Source organism: Erwinia sp. AK-PDG3-5 (assembly GCF_056821705.1).
In genome coordinates this window covers 2,020,472-2,036,247 of record NZ_CM165967.1, presented here as the reverse complement: position 1 = coordinate 2,036,247, position 15,776 = coordinate 2,020,472, and the positions used below count along the sequence as shown (strand labels likewise).

Annotated in this window: 17 protein-coding genes and 1 pseudogene; 6 read left to right on the top strand and 12 right to left on the bottom strand. The window is 55.8% G+C overall.

Annotated features, from left to right (window positions below):
• Window positions 1-213: 213 nt before the first annotated feature.
• The gene (umuD, locus tag AC1UKS_RS09365) at window positions 214-633 is read left to right on the top strand and encodes a translesion error-prone DNA polymerase V autoproteolytic subunit (protein WP_013202564.1); all 420 of its coding nucleotides are present in this window, start codon (window positions 214-216) and stop codon (window positions 631-633) included.
• Window positions 634-643: 10 nt separating this feature from the next.
• Here umuD and AC1UKS_RS09360 read toward each other — a convergent pair whose 3' ends face one another.
• On the bottom strand, window positions 644-1,597 hold the full coding sequence (locus AC1UKS_RS09360) for a D-2-hydroxyacid dehydrogenase family protein (protein ID WP_482436593.1): 954 nt from the start codon (window positions 1,595-1,597) through the stop codon (window positions 644-646).
• A gap of 127 nt (window positions 1,598-1,724) precedes the next feature.
• Between AC1UKS_RS09360 and AC1UKS_RS09355 the strand changes: the two genes are divergently transcribed.
• From AC1UKS_RS09355 to AC1UKS_RS09340, 4 genes are all read left to right on the top strand, one after another.
• Window positions 1,725-2,342, top strand: a complete 618-nt coding sequence (locus AC1UKS_RS09355; protein WP_482436592.1) for a TetR/AcrR family transcriptional regulator — start codon at window positions 1,725-1,727, stop codon at window positions 2,340-2,342.
• A 79-nt stretch (window positions 2,343-2,421) separates the two neighbouring features.
• Window positions 2,422-3,357, top strand: coding sequence for an alpha/beta fold hydrolase (locus AC1UKS_RS09350; RefSeq protein WP_482436591.1), 936 nt, complete (start codon window positions 2,422-2,424; stop codon window positions 3,355-3,357).
• 36 nt (window positions 3,358-3,393) lie between these two features.
• Window positions 3,394-3,933, top strand: a complete 540-nt coding sequence (locus AC1UKS_RS09345; RefSeq protein WP_482436590.1) for a TetR/AcrR family transcriptional regulator — start codon at window positions 3,394-3,396, stop codon at window positions 3,931-3,933.
• Entirely contained in the window at window positions 3,930-5,078 is a 1,149-nt protein-coding gene (locus AC1UKS_RS09340) for an MFS transporter (protein ID WP_482436588.1), read from the top strand. Before AC1UKS_RS09345 ends, AC1UKS_RS09340 begins: the two co-directional genes overlap by 4 nt.
• 2 nt (window positions 5,079-5,080) lie before the next feature.
• On the opposite strand, the gene AC1UKS_RS09335 is transcribed toward AC1UKS_RS09340, so the two are convergent.
• The 7 genes and pseudogenes from AC1UKS_RS09335 to AC1UKS_RS09305 all read right to left on the bottom strand — a co-directional run bounded on the left by AC1UKS_RS09335 (window position 5,081) and on the right by AC1UKS_RS09305 (window position 11,053).
• The gene (locus tag AC1UKS_RS09335) at window positions 5,081-6,070 is read right to left on the bottom strand and encodes an aldo/keto reductase (RefSeq protein ID WP_482436586.1); all 990 of its coding nucleotides are present in this window, start codon (window positions 6,068-6,070) and stop codon (window positions 5,081-5,083) included.
• A gap of 31 nt (window positions 6,071-6,101) precedes the next feature.
• Window positions 6,102-6,953 (bottom strand): aldo/keto reductase, encoded by an 852-nt coding sequence (locus AC1UKS_RS09330; protein WP_482436585.1) that lies wholly within the window; start codon window positions 6,951-6,953, stop codon window positions 6,102-6,104.
• 122 nt (window positions 6,954-7,075) lie between these two features.
• A complete protein-coding gene (locus AC1UKS_RS09325) occupies window positions 7,076-8,113 on the bottom strand; it encodes an alpha/beta hydrolase (protein ID WP_482436912.1) in 1,038 nt (345 codons plus the stop codon).
• A gap of 120 nt (window positions 8,114-8,233) precedes the next feature.
• Window positions 8,234-8,824 (bottom strand): flavodoxin, encoded by a 591-nt coding sequence (locus AC1UKS_RS09320; RefSeq protein ID WP_482436911.1) that lies wholly within the window; start codon window positions 8,822-8,824, stop codon window positions 8,234-8,236.
• Window positions 8,825-8,851: 27 nt separating this feature from the next.
• Window positions 8,852-9,294 (bottom strand): annotated as a pseudogene (locus AC1UKS_RS09315) (carboxymuconolactone decarboxylase family protein); the annotation flags it as partial.
• 96 nt (window positions 9,295-9,390) lie between these two features.
• Window positions 9,391-10,596, bottom strand: coding sequence for a multidrug effflux MFS transporter (locus AC1UKS_RS09310; protein ID WP_482436584.1), 1,206 nt, complete (start codon window positions 10,594-10,596; stop codon window positions 9,391-9,393).
• A 58-nt stretch (window positions 10,597-10,654) separates the two neighbouring features.
• Window positions 10,655-11,053 carry a (R)-mandelonitrile lyase gene (locus AC1UKS_RS09305; RefSeq protein ID WP_482436583.1) on the bottom strand — a complete coding sequence of 133 codons (399 nt, stop codon included), beginning with the start codon at window positions 11,051-11,053 and terminating at the stop codon, window positions 10,655-10,657.
• 168 nt (window positions 11,054-11,221) lie between these two features.
• On the opposite strand from AC1UKS_RS09305, the gene AC1UKS_RS09300 reads away from it, so the two are divergent.
• Complete coding sequence (locus AC1UKS_RS09300; protein ID WP_265910742.1) at window positions 11,222-12,115, top strand: LysR family transcriptional regulator; 894 nt, start codon at window positions 11,222-11,224, stop codon at window positions 12,113-12,115.
• A 50-nt stretch (window positions 12,116-12,165) separates the two neighbouring features.
• Here the strand turns inward: AC1UKS_RS09300 and AC1UKS_RS09295 are convergent, their stop codons facing one another.
• The 4 genes from AC1UKS_RS09295 to AC1UKS_RS09280 all read right to left on the bottom strand — a co-directional run bounded on the left by AC1UKS_RS09295 (window position 12,166) and on the right by AC1UKS_RS09280 (window position 15,776).
• Window positions 12,166-12,399: a hypothetical protein gene (locus AC1UKS_RS09295; protein WP_482436582.1), complete on the bottom strand. Its 234-nt coding sequence runs from the start codon at window positions 12,397-12,399 to the stop codon at window positions 12,166-12,168.
• 720 nt (window positions 12,400-13,119) lie between these two features.
• Window positions 13,120-14,037, bottom strand: coding sequence for a metallophosphoesterase (locus AC1UKS_RS09290; RefSeq protein ID WP_482436581.1), 918 nt, complete (start codon window positions 14,035-14,037; stop codon window positions 13,120-13,122).
• 12 nt (window positions 14,038-14,049) lie between these two features.
• Window positions 14,050-14,868 (bottom strand): carbohydrate ABC transporter permease, encoded by an 819-nt coding sequence (locus AC1UKS_RS09285; protein ID WP_265910746.1) that lies wholly within the window; start codon window positions 14,866-14,868, stop codon window positions 14,050-14,052.
• Window positions 14,865-15,776, bottom strand: a complete 912-nt coding sequence (locus tag AC1UKS_RS09280; protein ID WP_482436580.1) for a carbohydrate ABC transporter permease — start codon at window positions 15,774-15,776, stop codon at window positions 14,865-14,867. Before AC1UKS_RS09280 ends, AC1UKS_RS09285 begins: the two co-directional genes overlap by 4 nt.

Here is a 15,776-nt window from a genome sequence, read left to right as displayed (position 1 = left end):
CTTGCCTGAAAAAGCTTCAGTGAATGCGGCGGCTGACCGCATCTTTTACTTAATTTTTACATTTACGCAGGCCGCGTATTCGCCACGTTTTTTCAGGCAGAAACTAAATTCCTCAGCAGAACAAGCGCGTAGGTTTTTACGCTGATTCAGCGGTTGATTGCCAGCACGGATTGATAATACTGTATATAAACACAGTAACATTGAGTCATCATTATGCACATGCACCAACTTGTTGTTTCTCCGCGTCCTCTCACCATCCCGTTGTTCGTTGAACGGGTCGCCTGCGGGTTTCCCTCGCCGGCGGCCGATTATGTGGAATCGCGGATAGACCTGAATGAACTGCTGGTCAGCCATCCCAGCGCGACCTACTTTATCCGTGCGGCGGGAAATTCGATGATCGAGGGTAATATTAACGACGGCGATATGCTGGTGGTAGACAGCTCGTTAAAGCCTCAGCATGGCGATCGGGTGATTGCCGCTATTGATGGCGAATTCACCCTGAAGAAATTGCAGCTGACGCCTTCGGTGAAGCTGCTGCCGATGAATCCCAGCTACGCCGCCATCGATATCGACGACGAAGCCGGGCTGAGCGTGTTCGGCGTGGTGACCTTTATTATTTATGCGGCGCGCTGAGAGAGTGAACTCAGGGGTTAATCACCTGTGACCGATCGCCGGCAAAAAAGCGGGTGAGGTTGTCGAACGCCACGCGAAAATAGGCCTCGTAGCTGGCTTGCTCGACGTAACCGAGGTGCGGCGTACAGAGCACGTTCGGCATCTGCAACAGCGGCGAGGCCGGATCGTACACCGGCTCCTGCTCGTAGACATCCAGCGCGGCCAAGCCCGGACGCCCCTGGCCCAGCGCATGCAGTAGCGCACCCGGCGCGACCAGCTCGGCCCGGCTGGTATTCACAAACAGCGCATCCGGTTTCATCGCCAGCAGATCGGCCTCGCTAATGCTGGCTTCGGTTGCGTCGACCAGTCGCAGATGGACAGACAGAATATCACTGGTGGCAAACAAGGCGGTGCGATCGGCAGGCACGCTGTGACCATCGCGCCGCGCTTCCTCGCGGGCGCGTTCGCTGCCCCATACCTGCACCTGCATATTGAAAGCACGGGCATAGCCGGCAATCAGCTTGCCAATTTTGCCGTAGCCAAGAATGCCGAGGGTTTGCCGGTTAACTGCCCTGCCGATCTCCGTTTGCCAGCGTCCGGCGGCCATGGCATTCACCGAGGACACCAGCTTACGGCGGGAGGCCATTATCAGCAGCCAGGTCAGTTCTGCAGGCGCCACCGGCGAGCCCGTTCCTTCCACCACCGCCACGCCAGCCCGCTGACAGGCCGCCAGATCGATATTGCGCGCGACTTTGCCCGTCTGACTGATCAGCTTAAGTTGAGGGGTTTGTCGCAGAAAAGCGGCATCGATCTGCGTTCGTTCGCGGATCAAAATCAGCGCCTCGGCCGTCGCCAGCACCTCGCTGGCATGCGGATCTGGCAGGTGACCCAGCGCGCGGCACTGAAAGGCCGGATTATCGTGCAGGAAACTAAGCTGAGCGGTTGCCCGCTGATAATCATCCGGTATCGCAATACGTATCACCACGATCTTCTCCTGAGGCTGACGAGGTGCCTATCAGAATAATGCGCGATGGGCTGCTGAGCGAGAACTCTCTTGCCAGTTATCCCGCTCTCTGGCATTTTGGAAGCAATCGTTCCCTTATTGGATACTTATGAACAACGCATCCCTTCTGCCGCAGCACAGCAAAGAGCGCGGCCGCCCACGCGAGTTTGATACCGACCTGGCGCTGGACAACGCCATGCTGGTGTTCCGGGAAAAAGGCTTTCACGCCGCCTCGATTGCGGAATTGGGCGAGGCAATGAACCTGACCGCAGGCAGCATCTATAAGGCGTTCAAGGATAAACGCACGCTCTTCCTGCAGGTTTTTGAGCGTTACACCTCGTTGCGTAATGGCGCGCTGCGCGAGCGTCTGGCGCTGCTCACCACCGGCCGCGAGAAACTGGCCGAGCTACTGCGCTTCTATCTGGAATCGGCTCAGGATGTTGAAGGAAGACGTGGATGCCTGGTGGTCGGCAGCGCCACCGAATTGCAGGTATTGGACGAGGCGCTGTCAGCGCTGGTTCGTCAGGCAGTGATCCGTAATAAAAGCCTGCTGACCTCGCTGTTATCCCAGGGCCAGCAGGATGGCTCGGTATCCCGCAGCCTGGCGGTGGAGACCGCAGCAGAACTGATTTTATGCCTGATTTTTGGCATGCGTATCATCGGTAAGATGCAAAATATCAGTGACCGCGAAGCCACCATCACGCTGGCGATGAAGCTACTCGATTAAAAATTTAGCCATTTAGGAAGTATTCATTTCCTAATAGACATACCTGCCAGCCCGCAGGCAATCACTAAAGAGGTCCACGATGAAACAGCCAACAACAGAAAGCGTCCTGCCCCGCCGCACCGAGGCGGAACCCACGACATTTGCTGACAGCACCCTTCCCGGTTTTGTACATCGCTATGCCAACGTTGAGGGGGTCAGGCTGCATTATGTCTGCGGCGGCAATCCGCAGGGCGAAACCCTGGTGCTGCTGGCCGGCTTCCCGCAAAGCTGGTTTGCATGGCGACAGGTGATGGCGCGGCTCGCATCGACCTACCGCATTATTGCGCCGGATCTGCCGGGTCAGGGCGATTCAGATCGGCCCGAAACGGGTTATGACACCCGATCGCTGGCAACAAAGGTGCACGGCCTGCTCAGCTCACTGGCTATCAGCCGCTATTACCTGGCCGCGCACGATGTCGGAGCCTGGGTAGCCTGGCCTTATGCTGCCCTATACGGTGACGAGGTTAAGCGACTGGCCTTGCTGGATGCCGGTATTCCGGGGATCACCCTGCCGGATGCCCTGCCCGTGTCGCCGGATGCTGCCTGGAAAACCTGGCACTTCGCCTTTCACGTCATCCCGGACCTGCCCGAAGCGCTGATCGCAGGGCATGAACGCGTCTACCTGGAGTGGTTCCTGAAGCGCAAAACCGCCTGCCCTGACGTCTTCTCTGAAACTGACATGGATGAGTATTTGCGCATTCTGATGAAAAGCGGTGGATTACGCGCGGGCCTCGCCTACTACCGTTCCGCCGCCCTCTCCGCACAGCAAAACCGGGAATTACAGGCTAACGGCAAGTTGAGCATGCCAATCCTCGCCATCAGTGCCGGGCAGGGCTCGATCCCCGATATGGCAGCACCATTGCGCCCGTTTGCAGCAGATGTCACCGGCGTTGTGGTCCCTTATTGCGGCCATTTCCTGCCGGAAGAACAGCCCGAAGCCATTGCCCGCGAGCTGAGTGACTTTTTCCACGGCTGATTTGCAAAAGTAAAACGATCGGTTTACTTTTAGAGGATGAAAAAGAAACAGGACATCCTGAACGCCGCTGAGCGGCTGTTCTACAGCAACGGTTTTCACGCCACCAGCACCGACAGGATTTGTCGCGAAGCCAGCGTCTCCACCCGCACGCTGTATCGCTACTTTCCTTCGCGGGAACTGCTGACCGAAGCGGTGATGAATGCCCGAAAAGATCGCTTCTCTGCGGCGCTGCTTCCGGCGGAGGATCCGGCGGCGATCGCGCAACTGTTTAGCGTGCTCGGCAGCTGGATGCAGGATTACGGCACGTCCGGCTGTTTCTTCCTGAAAGCGTGGGGAGAATATGCCGAGCAGGATGTCTGGTTGTCGGCGCTGGCACTGGACTATCGCTACGAGATGCGTGAATACATCGCGGCCTGCGTACGCAATATGCCCGGCCAGCATCGCGAGGTGCTGGCGGATGCCATCTGGATGCTGTTTGAAGGGGCAATTACCGCGGCGCTGGTCGCCGGACCTGAAGCCGCCTTTCGCGCCGGTGAGGCGGCAGCGCTGCTTACCGCCAGCGACACCCGCCGATGAAAACGATCGCGCTGGGCATCGCCGGCACCTCGCTGATTGCCGTCACCTACGGCATGGCGCGCTTTTCCTGGGGGCTGATGCTGCCCGAGGTGAACGTTGATATCCCGTTCAGCCCGCAAATGGCGGGCTTTATCTCGGCCTGTAGTTTTGCCGCTTACTGCCTTGCCATCGTGGCGTCGTCTGTGCTGGACCAGCGGTTTGGCCCGCGATGGTTGGCAGCGGCGGCCGCCTGCTGTGCCGCGGCAGGACTGGCGGTGATTGCCGTCGCAGGTTCCCCCGCGATGCTGGCAGCCGGGCTGTTTATCGCCGGCCTGAGTCCGGGTTTAGCGTCCCCTTCGCTGGCAGCCGCGGTGGACCTGGTGGTCGAACCTGAGACGCAGCCAAAGTTGAATACCCTCATTAATTCCGGCACCAGCGCCGGGATCATCCTGTCGGTGCCAATACTGTACTTTCTGCCCGGAGGCTGGCGCGCGGCCTGTATTGTCTTCACCCTATTTGCCCTGGCTTGCCTGCCGGCGATCCTGCGCTACGTGCCGCGTGGGCAAACGACTGCCCGCGAAACACCGCCCGGCTGGCGTGAAACGCTTCTGCAACGTGCCATGCTAAATCTGATGCTGATCGCCTTCTTCAGCGGCATAGCCAGCGCAGCCTGGTGGAATTTTGGCCCGGATGTATTGCGTCATCATATTGATGTCGAAGCCGGTACCGTCAATCTGCTGTGGCTGGTCGGGGGAGGTGCGGGAGTGATGGGGGCGCTAACCGGTCCGCTGGCGGAGCGCATCGGAATGAAGCAGGTTTACCGTCTTTCGCAACTGGCCATGGCCGTACCGCTGGTATTGCTGGCAGTGAGTCAGCAGATGCACGGGTGGCTGTTCCCGGCGGTGGCCTGTTGCGGCGCAGGATACGTAACGCTGTCCGGCGTTTTACTGGTGAGTGGAGTGGCGGTGACAAACAACGCGCCCGCAACCGGCGTGGCGGCGGTTTTCTTCGCGCTGGCCGCAGGTCAGGTCGCCGGATCGGTTCTGTTCGGCCTGCTCTCTGCAGGCACCGGCGTGGTACCTGCTTTGCTGACCTTTGCGGCGATATCAGCGGCGATGCTCCTGCTCTCGCCGCCTGAGTGCGCGTTTAAACGTGCCGAAGGTTGACGTTAGCCGCCGACTCTCGCCTGTAACGCGGCGGGATAGCGTTCGCCGATCACTTTGATGGTTTCCAGCGCCTGAGTCAGCTTATGCATCTCATCACCCGACAGAATAATATCCGCCGCGGCCAGATTCTCCTCCAGGCGATGGAGCTTGGTGGTCCCCGGAATAGGCACAATCCACGGCTTTTGAGCCAGCAGCCATGCCAGCGCAATCTGCGCCGAGGACACGCCCTTCTCTGAGGCAAGATGGCCCAGCAGCGTCACCAGTTTTTCATTGGCGGCCATCGCTTCAGCGGCAAAGCGCGGCACTTTGCTGCGGAAATCATCTTCGCCAAAGGTGGTGCCCGGTTTAATCGCGCCGGTTAAGAAACCTTTTCCTAACGGGCTGAACGGCACAAAGCCAATCCCTAACTCCTCAAGCAGCGGCAGAATGTCCTGCTCCGGCTCACGCCACCACATGGAGTATTCGCTTTGCAGCGCGGTGACCGGCTGTACGGCGTGCGCACGACGGATAGTTTTTGCGCCAGCCTCTGACAGGCCAAAGTGTTTTACCTTACCTTCGGCAATCAGATCTTTGACCGTTCCCGCCACATCTTCAATCGGCACGTCGGGATCGACACGGTGCTGATAAAGCAGATCGATGACGTCGGTTTTCAGACGGCGCAGCGAGCCTTCAACGGCTTCGCGGATATGTTCCGGGCGGCTGTTGAGGATCTGCTGCTTATTATCATTGCCAAAGGTAAAGCCGAATTTGGTGGCGATGACCACCCGATCGCGATAAGGCTTTAACGCCTCGCCGACCACCTCTTCATTGAGGTAGGGCCCGTAGACTTCTGCGGTATCGAAAAAGGTCACGCCGCGTTCTACCGCCGCACGGATCAGCTCCACCGCCTGGCGCGACCCGGTCGCCGGACCATAGCCGTGGCTGAGGCCCATACACCCCAGACCCAGCGCAGAAACCTCAAGTTTTGAGTTGCCCAAATAACGTTTTTGCATTTCTCTCTCCTTCCGGTTTCATTCAGTGTGATTAGACGTCGAGTTTGCGGCCGGTCAGCCACTCCACCATCGCCGGGTTACGGTGCGAGAAGAAGGCGCTGGTCGCGGTGTCCAGTGCCGTAATCTGCATCATGTCAGCATCGTTAAGCGCGAAATCCAGCACATTGATGTTTTCTTCCATGCGCTCTTTGCGCACGGATTTAGCCAGCGAGACGATGCCGCGCTGGAAGATCCAGCGCAGGACAACCTGCCCGACGCTTTTCCCGTATTTGTCGCCGATGGCGGACAATAGCGGATGCTGGAACAGACCATTTTTTCCTTCCGCAAACGGTGCCCAGGCCTCGGGCTGAATGCCGCGACTCTGCATCCAGGGCGCGGCATGAAGCTGCTGGTAGAACGGATTCACTTCGACCTGATTGACCGCCGGAACGATGTTATTAAAGGCGATAAGATCCGCCAGGCGATCCGGCTGGAAGTTACTGACGCCAATGGCACGAATTTTACCGGCCTGATGCAGCTCCTCCATCGCACGCCACGCACCGTGCACATCGCCATACGGCTGATGGATCAGATAAAGGTCGACGTAATCCAGCTGCAGCCGGTTCAGCGACCGCTCAAACTGCGCCTTTGCCCCTTCATAATGGGTGTCCTGTAGCCACAGCTTGGTGGTCACAAACAGTTCGTCACGCGCCATGCCGCTCTGCTTAAGCGCGTTACCGACCTGCGTTTCATTTTGATAGGAGGCAGCGGTATCAATCAGTCGGTAGCCGGTTTCAAGGGCGTCAATGACGGCGCGCTCGCATTCGGCGGCATCGGTCATCTGGAAGACACCAAAGCCGAGAAGCGGCATGTCGATGCCATTATTCAGTTTTACCGTTTGCATAGGGTTATCCTTTGTCGAGTTTAGATCAGCATAGCCTGGCGGGATTGGTTCGATTAGAGGGCGTAATCTGCTAGGGGTTATTAGCTGCGCTCATTAATCAATGCGCGCAGCTAACGGGGGATTTACTGCAGGTTTTTTTCTTTGAGGAACTGGCTGACCACGTCAGCAATCTGCACGTTATTCAGATCGGAGAAGGGAAAATGCGTATTTCCCCTGATGCCGATTTCCGGCAGATGGATAACCTTCACATCGCCACCCTGTTTGTTAACCACATCGCGCCATTGTCTTGCCATCGCCAGGCGTACGCGCCAGCTATCCTGAGCCGGCATCGCGACCGGTTTGTCAGGGATGTTGTCGCCATAAATGATCAGAATGGGAATGCGCGTCAGCGCCTTAAACTGCTCCAGTGGCACCGGTTCCCCTTTTAAGGTATCAAACGCGCTGGGCATGGGTGCCGGTAACGCATTGGCAGGGAAAACAAAACCACTGCCGGGCTCAAACGCCACGATAGCCTTGACCTTGTTATTCTTGATGGCGGTACCCCACCCCGGGCCGCCGCCCTGGGAATGCGTAAACAGAATAGCCGGATCGGTTTTATCAATAACGGCTGACATCGCATCTGAAATTACCTTCGCATCGTAGGGTCCGGTATTCGGCGTCATCTGGCGGAAGTACTGATTCAGGGCTTCTTTATCCTGCGAGAACTGCACACCGTTAAAGAACTCAGGCCAGACGCCGAGACGGAACTGATTAAACCACAGTTGCTCGTCGGGTTTTGGCGTCACTGAAGTTTCCACCATGCTCCGCCCTGCACCACCACGACGCGGCTGATCGACCAGATAGGTCGGGAATCCCCGGCGAAGAAAGATATTCTGGAACCCCTCCCGGCCGTCTGGCGTTGACTCCCAGGTTCGCGAAAACTGTCCCGCACCGTGCAGCATCACGATGGGATATTTATGCGGATAAACCGGGATCTGATAAAACACATTCGCGTGATCGCCATGGTAGGTTTGACCGGCAGGATCGAGTGGCTTTTTCGCATCGAATTTGCCCGCCGCCGTAGCCACGCCACCGCCTGCAGAAAAGCTGCCTTGCGACTGAATGATCAGCGGTTCAGCGGCTTGGGCCTGGGCCCACACAACACCTGCTAACAGAGTCAGGCCTAACGTTTTAAAGAGTGCATTCACGCGTATTTCCTCTTAATGGGCGCGCATCACATGCCGCCTGAACCGATTCGTTATTCCGCCAGCCTGAACAGGGTTCACCGGAATTAAACATCCTTAGCTACGAATGACCTCTAACCACTGCATCACCGTTTCCGTGGTCTGTCTTTCCTGGTCACATTCAATCACCAGCGGTTTCTCTCTGCGGGCCTGCGGAGCAAGATCGGCCAGAATCTCCTCACTGTCCCCGACACCGTATCCCCCGTGAGTGATAAAAGGGATTAACAACTTTCCCGTCAGGTTGTGGCTAGCCAGAAAGGTTTGCACCACGGGCGGGACGCTGGTGCCCCAGATGGGAAAGCCTAAATAAATTGTCTGGTAACCTGCCAACTCAATGCCCACATTTTTCAGCTCAGGCTTAACGCCCTCTTCGCGCTGTTTTTTTGCTAACGCAACGGTCTGGAAATAATCGGCGGGATAGGCGGTGACCGGTTCTATCTCAACGTAATCGGTTTTCAGGCTGCGATGGATCACGCCTGCGATCACCCGCGTATTGCCGCTTCTGGAAAAACAGACCACCAGCTTACGGCTGTTATTTTGTTTAATCACCGGGCTGGCGGCGGCTGGGGTAAAAATGCTGGTGGCCACGGCGACGCCTGCCAGCGCGGTGAGTAGCCTTCTACGATCGGCATCATGCAAAGTTGAGATGCTGTCTCCTCTTCATCAGGTGAAAGGCTATTTCAGGTTTTCCTGCGCGTTATTCAGCGCCTGTTCAGCACGCCCGGCCGCAGCCGGGTCACCGTTATCACGCAACAGTTCCACCACCTGCCGCAGTTGTTCAGTGCTCAGGCCGACGCGCAAACTGGCCCGCATATGGGACAGCAGTTGCGTTTCCACGCCCGGCGTAGCGGCTAACGCACCCACCGTCGCCAGTTCCCGGCTCTGCCAGTCGAGGTTGTCGCGGGCAAAAATATCGCCAAAAAGATGGGTTTGCAGGAACTGATTGATTACCGGGGCAAATTCAACAGCGGCCCCTGCACCGGTGCGCCAGAGAGTGTTGTCTGATTGGCGATGCCCAGCTGGCGGAGTTCTTCCCCCACGGGAACAGCCTGGACGGGATCTTTTCCCTGGCTATCCTGAATGCCGCGCTGCTTGCGCGCTTCGGTGATTTTCATCAACAGTAATCGCATTAGGCATTTTTCCTGATTCACTCTTAGGCGCTATTTTTGCGTAATAGTCGCCGACATTAAGCTGACAATTTCCTGACAGCCTTGTCAGGATGACCGGGATGAAACGGTTAACGCCATCACCGCCGCCGCCAGGGTGAAAGCTGCAATTATCCAGCCCATGGTCCAGGACGTGCCGTCACTGAGTAAAGCCAGCAGTAATGACGAAATAATGCCGCTACCGTACTGAAGCGATCCAATCAGGGCTGATGCGGAGCCGGCAACGTTGGGTACGGCATCCATCGCCGAGGCGGTTGAGGTGGCGGCAATAATGCCGTTCATGGAAAAGAAGACGAACACCGGCAGAATGACCATCGCGATCCCGCCAACTTCAAAGCGGGTACACACGGCAAGCACCACAGCGGCCAACGCCGCGATAACGCTGGCAATCTTCAGCAGTAATTCTAACGGATAGCGCTGAACCAGCTTTCGGTTCAACATACTTACCCCCATGACTCCGGCAATGTTAACGGCAAATAGCCAGCCATAGTGCTGCGGATCGACGTGGAAGTAAGTGATATAGACAAACGGAGAACCGGTAATAAAGGCATAGGCAGCGACATAATAAAACGTCACGCACATGGTAAATCGCATAAAGTGGCTATTCTTCAGCAGCAGATAATAATTGCTGAAGGCCCCCGTTAAAGAAGCTTTCACCCTTTTATCTTCCGGTAAGGTTTCAGGCAGCCAGCAAATAACGATCAGCATAACGGTGCCAATCACCGCCAGCAGCCAAAAAATACTGTGCCACGAGGTAACCCTGATCATCTGCCCGCCGATCAGCGGCCCGGCAATTGGCGCAATAGCCATAATGACGATTAGCGTCGACAGCATTTGCGCGGCACGGGTACGACCGAACAGGTCGCGGATCATGGCGCGAGCCAGCATCGGACCGGTGCAGGCCCCCAGCGCCTGGAACACGCGCCAGAAAACAATCTGCGTGATGTCAGTAGAGCGCGCGCAGCCGATCGAGCCAATAATAAACAGCACCAGACCGACAAACAGCGGTTTTTTACGGCCAAAATGATCGCTTAACGGCCCCCAGATCAGCTGAGCGATACAAAAACCGATTAAAAAACCGGTAATGGTCAGTTCAGCGTCACCGTGCAGTTCTTTTGCCATTATCGGCATGGCGGGCAGATAGATATCGGTGGATAACGAGGTAAAAGCCATTAAGGCACTCAGAATAATAACAAACGTCATGCCGGACGACTTTACGGTAAAGGATTTCAAACGCTGATCGGCGTCATCCATATAAGTTTCTCAAACTGCCTGCCGGCAATATTCTGCCGGCGAAGCTTTCATTAAATCGTTATTTTTTGTACTGCTCGTCGGTCACTTTTTCCAGCCATTCTACCGGGCTGCCATTCAGTGATTCGGCAATCGCAATATGGGTCATCGCGTTATCTGCCGTGGCGCCATGCCAGTGTTTCACGCCTTCGGGAATGAAAATGATGTCACCCTGATTCATCACCACGGTGTCTTCACCTTCACACTGGATCCAGCCCTGGCCGTGAGTGACGATCAGCGTTTGACCGAGTGGATGCGTGTGCCAGGCCGTGCGTGCGCCCGGTTCAAAAGTCACGGTTGCACCGCCAACGCGCGCGGATTCGGTGCCACTGAACGGCGCATCAATGCGAACCGTACCGGTGAAATACTGCTCCGGGCCTTTGACAGACGGCACTGAGCCGTTAGGGATAATTTTCAACATGCGATGTTCCTTATTCAATGTGTATAGCGTGAAATGACTGTAGCAAACCTGCGGCGTGACGATTAGAGTCAATAATCGAAAAGCACCTATGAGTAAAATTCATAAAAACCACCCGACAAAATAGAGGATACTGACCGGGTCCCCACCCACGCTTGCACAAGGCTGACTATGCTCAAAGAAAATTTCAACGATCTCATTTACTTAGTGATGGTCTCCCAAGAGAAAAGCTTTACGCGCGCAGCCGCGAAATTAGGCGTTTCTCAATCGGCGTTAAGCCATTCCATTCGCGGCCTGGAAGAGCGGTTGCAAACCCGATTGCTGACGCGTACGACGCGTAGCGTGGCAGCGACAGAAGCCGGTGAAAGATTAATCGAAAGCGTGGGGCCGCTGATTGCGGATATTGAAAAAGCCTTACTGCAAATCACCGATAATGTCGGTTCTGTCTCGGGAAACATTCGTATCACCGCCGGTGAACATGCACTGTCATCGACACTCTGGCCGCTGTTAAAGCCATTTTTACAGGCGTATCCCGAGGTTAAAGTTGAATTATCGGTCGATAACACGCTGACAGATATTGTCAGTGGCCGCTTCGATGCGGGCGTCAGGTTGGGCGAGTCAATTGAAAAAGATATGGTGGCGGTAAGAATTGGTCCCGACTGGCGCATGGCGGTCGTCGCCTCGCCGGACTATCTGGCGAAATATGGCCAACCGGAAACACCCTATCAGCTTCAGGATCACAGCTGCATTAATATGCGACTTCCAACGCTGGGTGGTCTGTATAGCTGGGAGTTCAGCAAAGATGGAAAAGAGATCCGGGTTAAAGTTGAAGGGCAGCTTATTTTCAATAATCTTGCCTCACGAATTGATGCGGCGTTATCCGGCATGGGCATTGCCTGTGTGCCGGAAGACACCGTCAAGCATCATATTAATGAAGGTCGACTGGAAAGTCTGCTGGATGAATGGTGCGAACCTTTTAGCGGCTATTACCTGTATTACCCCAGCCGAAAACAGCATACGGCGGCATTTTCAAAGCTTATTGAAGCCGTAAGATATAAAGGATAACGAGAATGGCAGTCTGTTCAACGGCCATTCGTTTAACGACAAAAACCAGTCTACTCGGCTGTTCGGCTAAGCAGAACCTCCGCCAGCAACTCTTCACCGCGCTGGCCTTCGCTGATATTTACGCTGTGACCGTACTCAGTGAATAACGCGCCGATCTGTTGCTGAGACAGCCCCACATTCAAACCGCCTGCTATCGTCAAAGAAGAGATATCGCCTTTGGCAGTGAAAGCCGCAATTGGGATAATCGCGCGTTGGCGTGGATTAAGGGAATCTGAGCTGTTCATAATAACGCTACCTTTCTTGAGTTAACTCTCAGAAAGATAATATAAAAAGCTCCAGGACATTAGCGTCGTTCACTGCATAGCCCTATGAGGGCTGTTCATCATTGAATAACCCTGAGAGCGCTGTTAATCATTTCGCACTCTGGATGCGTCCGATATCAGGCTCATCACAGTTATGAGCCCAACTCATAACCCCTGGCTGTTTTCGCCTACAGTCATCCTCACTTCAACCCGCTATATTTCTTATCATCAGCACTCACGGAACCCTGGAAAGGCATTGCCGTGTCACTCAACAGAACTGGCATTGAGCGTGTTTCGCCGGGCGCGATTTTGAAATCCCCCGGTTTTTGGATCAGATAATTTTTACCGCGAGTGTCACCCTTTTCTCTGGAGTCATTATGAAAGACGTTTTTGTTGTTATCGGTGCGGGATCAATCGGTCAGGCGATTGTACGTCGGGTCAGCCAGGGTAAGACTGTGCTGTTAGCTGACTTACGCCCTGAGAACGCAGAAAGCGCGGGAAGGTGCTGCTCTGATGATGGGGCCAGAAGGCAGCTTTATTACCGGTAGCGATTTTCTGATGGATGGTGGCGTGACGGCGTCATATTGGTACGGCGATCTTAAACCCGGAATGTCGATAACGGATCCCCTGCCAGTCAGCTTCTCAGACCGTTCGGAGACTGACTGGCATGCTGCGACGTTCATTTTAGCCCATTATTCAGCTTCAGTCCGGAGGAAATAGATGACTGGTTTCACCGCCGTAACCGTTGACGCGCAACGTATCCCCTTCGATTTCCACCACCGCAAAGGGCACCGTGTCGGCGCCATCCAACATCCCTTTCAGGGTGTAAAAGCCGGTTTCGCCAATACGGGCATAGCCGCCGCGATGATCGTGCCCGGAGAAACAGCCTTTTACACGGTAAGCAGCAAGTAACTCGGCCAGCTCCCCCCCATTCAGCAAATTATGGCTGTTGTGCGGAGCCAGCGGATAGTGGCCAAATACCACCACGTTTTCCTCGTGCCGCTGGGCATCCTGCAACTGCTGCTCAATCCATTTGAGCTGCTGCTGGCCTACCGCACCATTCCAGGGTTTGGCCTGCGGCTGGTGCCGTGCGCTGAGGTCGGCAAGCATCGCCTCCGCCTGCGCGCGATCGTCGCCGTTCAGCGCGTTGCAATAGAGGCTGATATCGTTGCCGTCATAAACAATAAAACGCCAGCCTTGCAGCCCAAAGGCATAATAGCTTTTCGGCAGCGCGGCGGCGTCGTTGAGGTGCAGGGTAAGGGTCTGCGCATCGTGATTGCCCAACACCACCGCATGCGGATGGTGAAGGCGTTCGTAAACCGGCAGGATCGCCGCGAAACTTTCCCAATGACGGTCGACCAAATCCCCGAGCGTGACGACAAAATCCAGCGGCTGCCGGTTGAGTGCCTCAATCGCCTGCGGCAATTTTTGTAGCGCATGGCGATAGTACAGATTCTTGGCGATATCGGCGTCAATGTCGGCATATTGCGGATCGGCAATCAGCCCAAACCGCAAGGTGCTGTTGAGCGCGGCTGAACGCACGTTGGGCAAGGCATATAGCCTGGCGACATCCCCTAACAGCTCTCGCTGTAACGGGTTCAGTGGATGCGGATAAGACACAACAAGCACTCCTTAGCGAATACCTGCACGCATAAACGATTGAATAAACTGACGCTGAAAAATCAGGAACAGCACCAGCAGCGGTAAGGTAGTCATCAGGGTGGCCGCACTGACCAGCGCCCATTGCACACCCTGCTCTGGCGCGGAAAAAAGCTGCAGGCCGACGGTCAGCGGACGCACGTTGACCGAGTCAGTGATCACCAACGGCCAGAGGAAATCGTTCCAGTGAAAGCTGATCGACACCAGCGTAAAGGCGACATAAATCGGCCTCGCCAGCGGGATGTAAATCTTCCGCAGAATATAAAAGCGGCTGGCACCTTCAACAATTGCCGCCTCTTCCAGCACCAGCGGAATACTTTTAAAGGTTTGTCGCAGCAGAAAGATGGCGAACGCCGAGGAGAAATACGGCAGCGCGATGCCGGTCAGCGTGTCACGCAATCCCAGCGCGCCGATGGTTTTATAGTTATTCAGGATCAGCACATCCGGACTGATCATCAACTGCAGCAGGATCAACGCAAAGATCACCCCGGCGAATTTCAGGCGAAAACGCACCAGCGCGTATGCCGCCATCGTCGCCAGCACCAGCTGCACCACCACAATCATCAGCACCAGCAGTCCGGTATTAAGGAAGTAGCGGGCAAACGGCGCGGCGTGCCAGGCATCCACGAAGTTCTGCAGGGTCAACGGAGAGAGTAATGAAAAACTGGCCTGTTCCGACGCCGGATGAATCGCCACCCACAACGCCACCAGAATCGGTAAAAACCACAGCAACGCCGCGAGGACAATGACCGTATTCAGGCATAAACGACCAAATGAGAGTGTCAGCGTCATTGGTAATGGGCTCGCTTGTCCAGCAGGTTGAATTTCAGCAGCGCAATGGCGGCCAGGATCACCAGCAGCACCACCGTCATCGCCGCGGCGGCAGGCATTTCCCAGAAGCTGAAGGCGGTGCGATAGATGTAAAACAGCAGCAAACTACTGCTGTTATTCGGGCCACCGTTGGTCATGGCGATCACCTGATCCACAATGCGGAACGCATTCATCGAAGCATTGATCAGCACAAACAGCGTGGTCGGCATCAGCAGCGGCCACTGTACCCGTCGGAAGAAATAGCGGCGCGAGGCACCTTCTATCGCCGCTGCTTCACCGAGTCGCGGATCGATTTGCTGCAGCGCGGCAAGATAAAAAATCATAAAGAAACCCGCTTCGCGCCACACCGAAACCGCCATCAGACAGTAGAGCGCGCTCTGCGGTTCACCGAGCCAGTTAACCGCCGGTAGCGAAAACAGCGCCAGCAGCTTATTGAGCAAGCCGAGCTGCGGCGTGTAGAAAAACAGCCACAGGTTGGCGATGGCGATCATCGGCAGCAGCGAGGGAATAAAAAAGGCGGTACGAACCAGCGCAGTGGCGCGCATCTGCCGGTTGACCGCCAGCGCCATTAACAGCGCCAGCGTGACCGCCAGCGGAATGGTAATCAGCGCATACAGCAGGTTATTGCGCAGCGACTGGATAAAGATGTCGTCATCCAGCAGCGCAAGGTAGTTATCCAGCCCGACAAACTGGGCCGGATGACCGTTGCGCGCCGCGCTGAACAGGCTTTCCCACACGGTCGCAACCGCCGGATAATGGGTGAACAGCAGCAAAAAGCTGAGTGCTGGCAAGATCAGCAGATAGCCATACAGCTGCATCGTCCATAACCGGGGACGGTGAACCGGTGCGACGGTGAGAATGATGCTCAT

Bases quoted from the DNA above. Each gene is read 5' to 3' on its own strand.
- AC1UKS_RS09330 (WP_482436585.1), bottom strand. From the start codon at position 6,953: ATGCAAACGGTAAAACTGAATAATGGCATCGACATGCCGCTTCTCGGC.
- AC1UKS_RS09305 (WP_482436583.1), bottom strand. From the start codon at position 11,053: ATGTTGAAAATTATCCCTAACGGCTCAGTGCCGTCTGTCAAAGGCCCG.
- AC1UKS_RS09350 (WP_482436591.1), top strand. From the start codon at position 2,422: ATGAAACAGCCAACAACAGAAAGCGTCCTGCCCCGCCGCACCGAGGCG.
- AC1UKS_RS09310 (WP_482436584.1), bottom strand. From the start codon at position 10,596: ATGGATGACGCCGATCAGCGTTTGAAATCCTTTACCGTAAAGTCGTCC.
- AC1UKS_RS09345 (WP_482436590.1), top strand. From the start codon at position 3,394: ATGAAAAAGAAACAGGACATCCTGAACGCCGCTGAGCGGCTGTTCTAC.
- AC1UKS_RS09285 (WP_265910746.1), bottom strand. From the start codon at position 14,868: ATGACGCTGACACTCTCATTTGGTCGTTTATGCCTGAATACGGTCATT.
- AC1UKS_RS09280 (WP_482436580.1), bottom strand. From the start codon at position 15,776: ATGAGCATCATTCTCACCGTCGCACCGGTTCACCGTCCCCGGTTATGG.
- AC1UKS_RS09295 (WP_482436582.1), bottom strand. From the start codon at position 12,399: ATGAACAGCTCAGATTCCCTTAATCCACGCCAACGCGCGATTATCCCA.
- AC1UKS_RS09300 (WP_265910742.1), top strand. From the start codon at position 11,222: ATGCTCAAAGAAAATTTCAACGATCTCATTTACTTAGTGATGGTCTCC.
- AC1UKS_RS09335 (WP_482436586.1), bottom strand. From the start codon at position 6,070: ATGCAAAAACGTTATTTGGGCAACTCAAAACTTGAGGTTTCTGCGCTG.
- umuD (WP_013202564.1), top strand. From the start codon at position 214: ATGCACATGCACCAACTTGTTGTTTCTCCGCGTCCTCTCACCATCCCG.
- AC1UKS_RS09340 (WP_482436588.1), top strand. From the start codon at position 3,930: ATGAAAACGATCGCGCTGGGCATCGCCGGCACCTCGCTGATTGCCGTC.
- AC1UKS_RS09355 (WP_482436592.1), top strand. From the start codon at position 1,725: ATGAACAACGCATCCCTTCTGCCGCAGCACAGCAAAGAGCGCGGCCGC.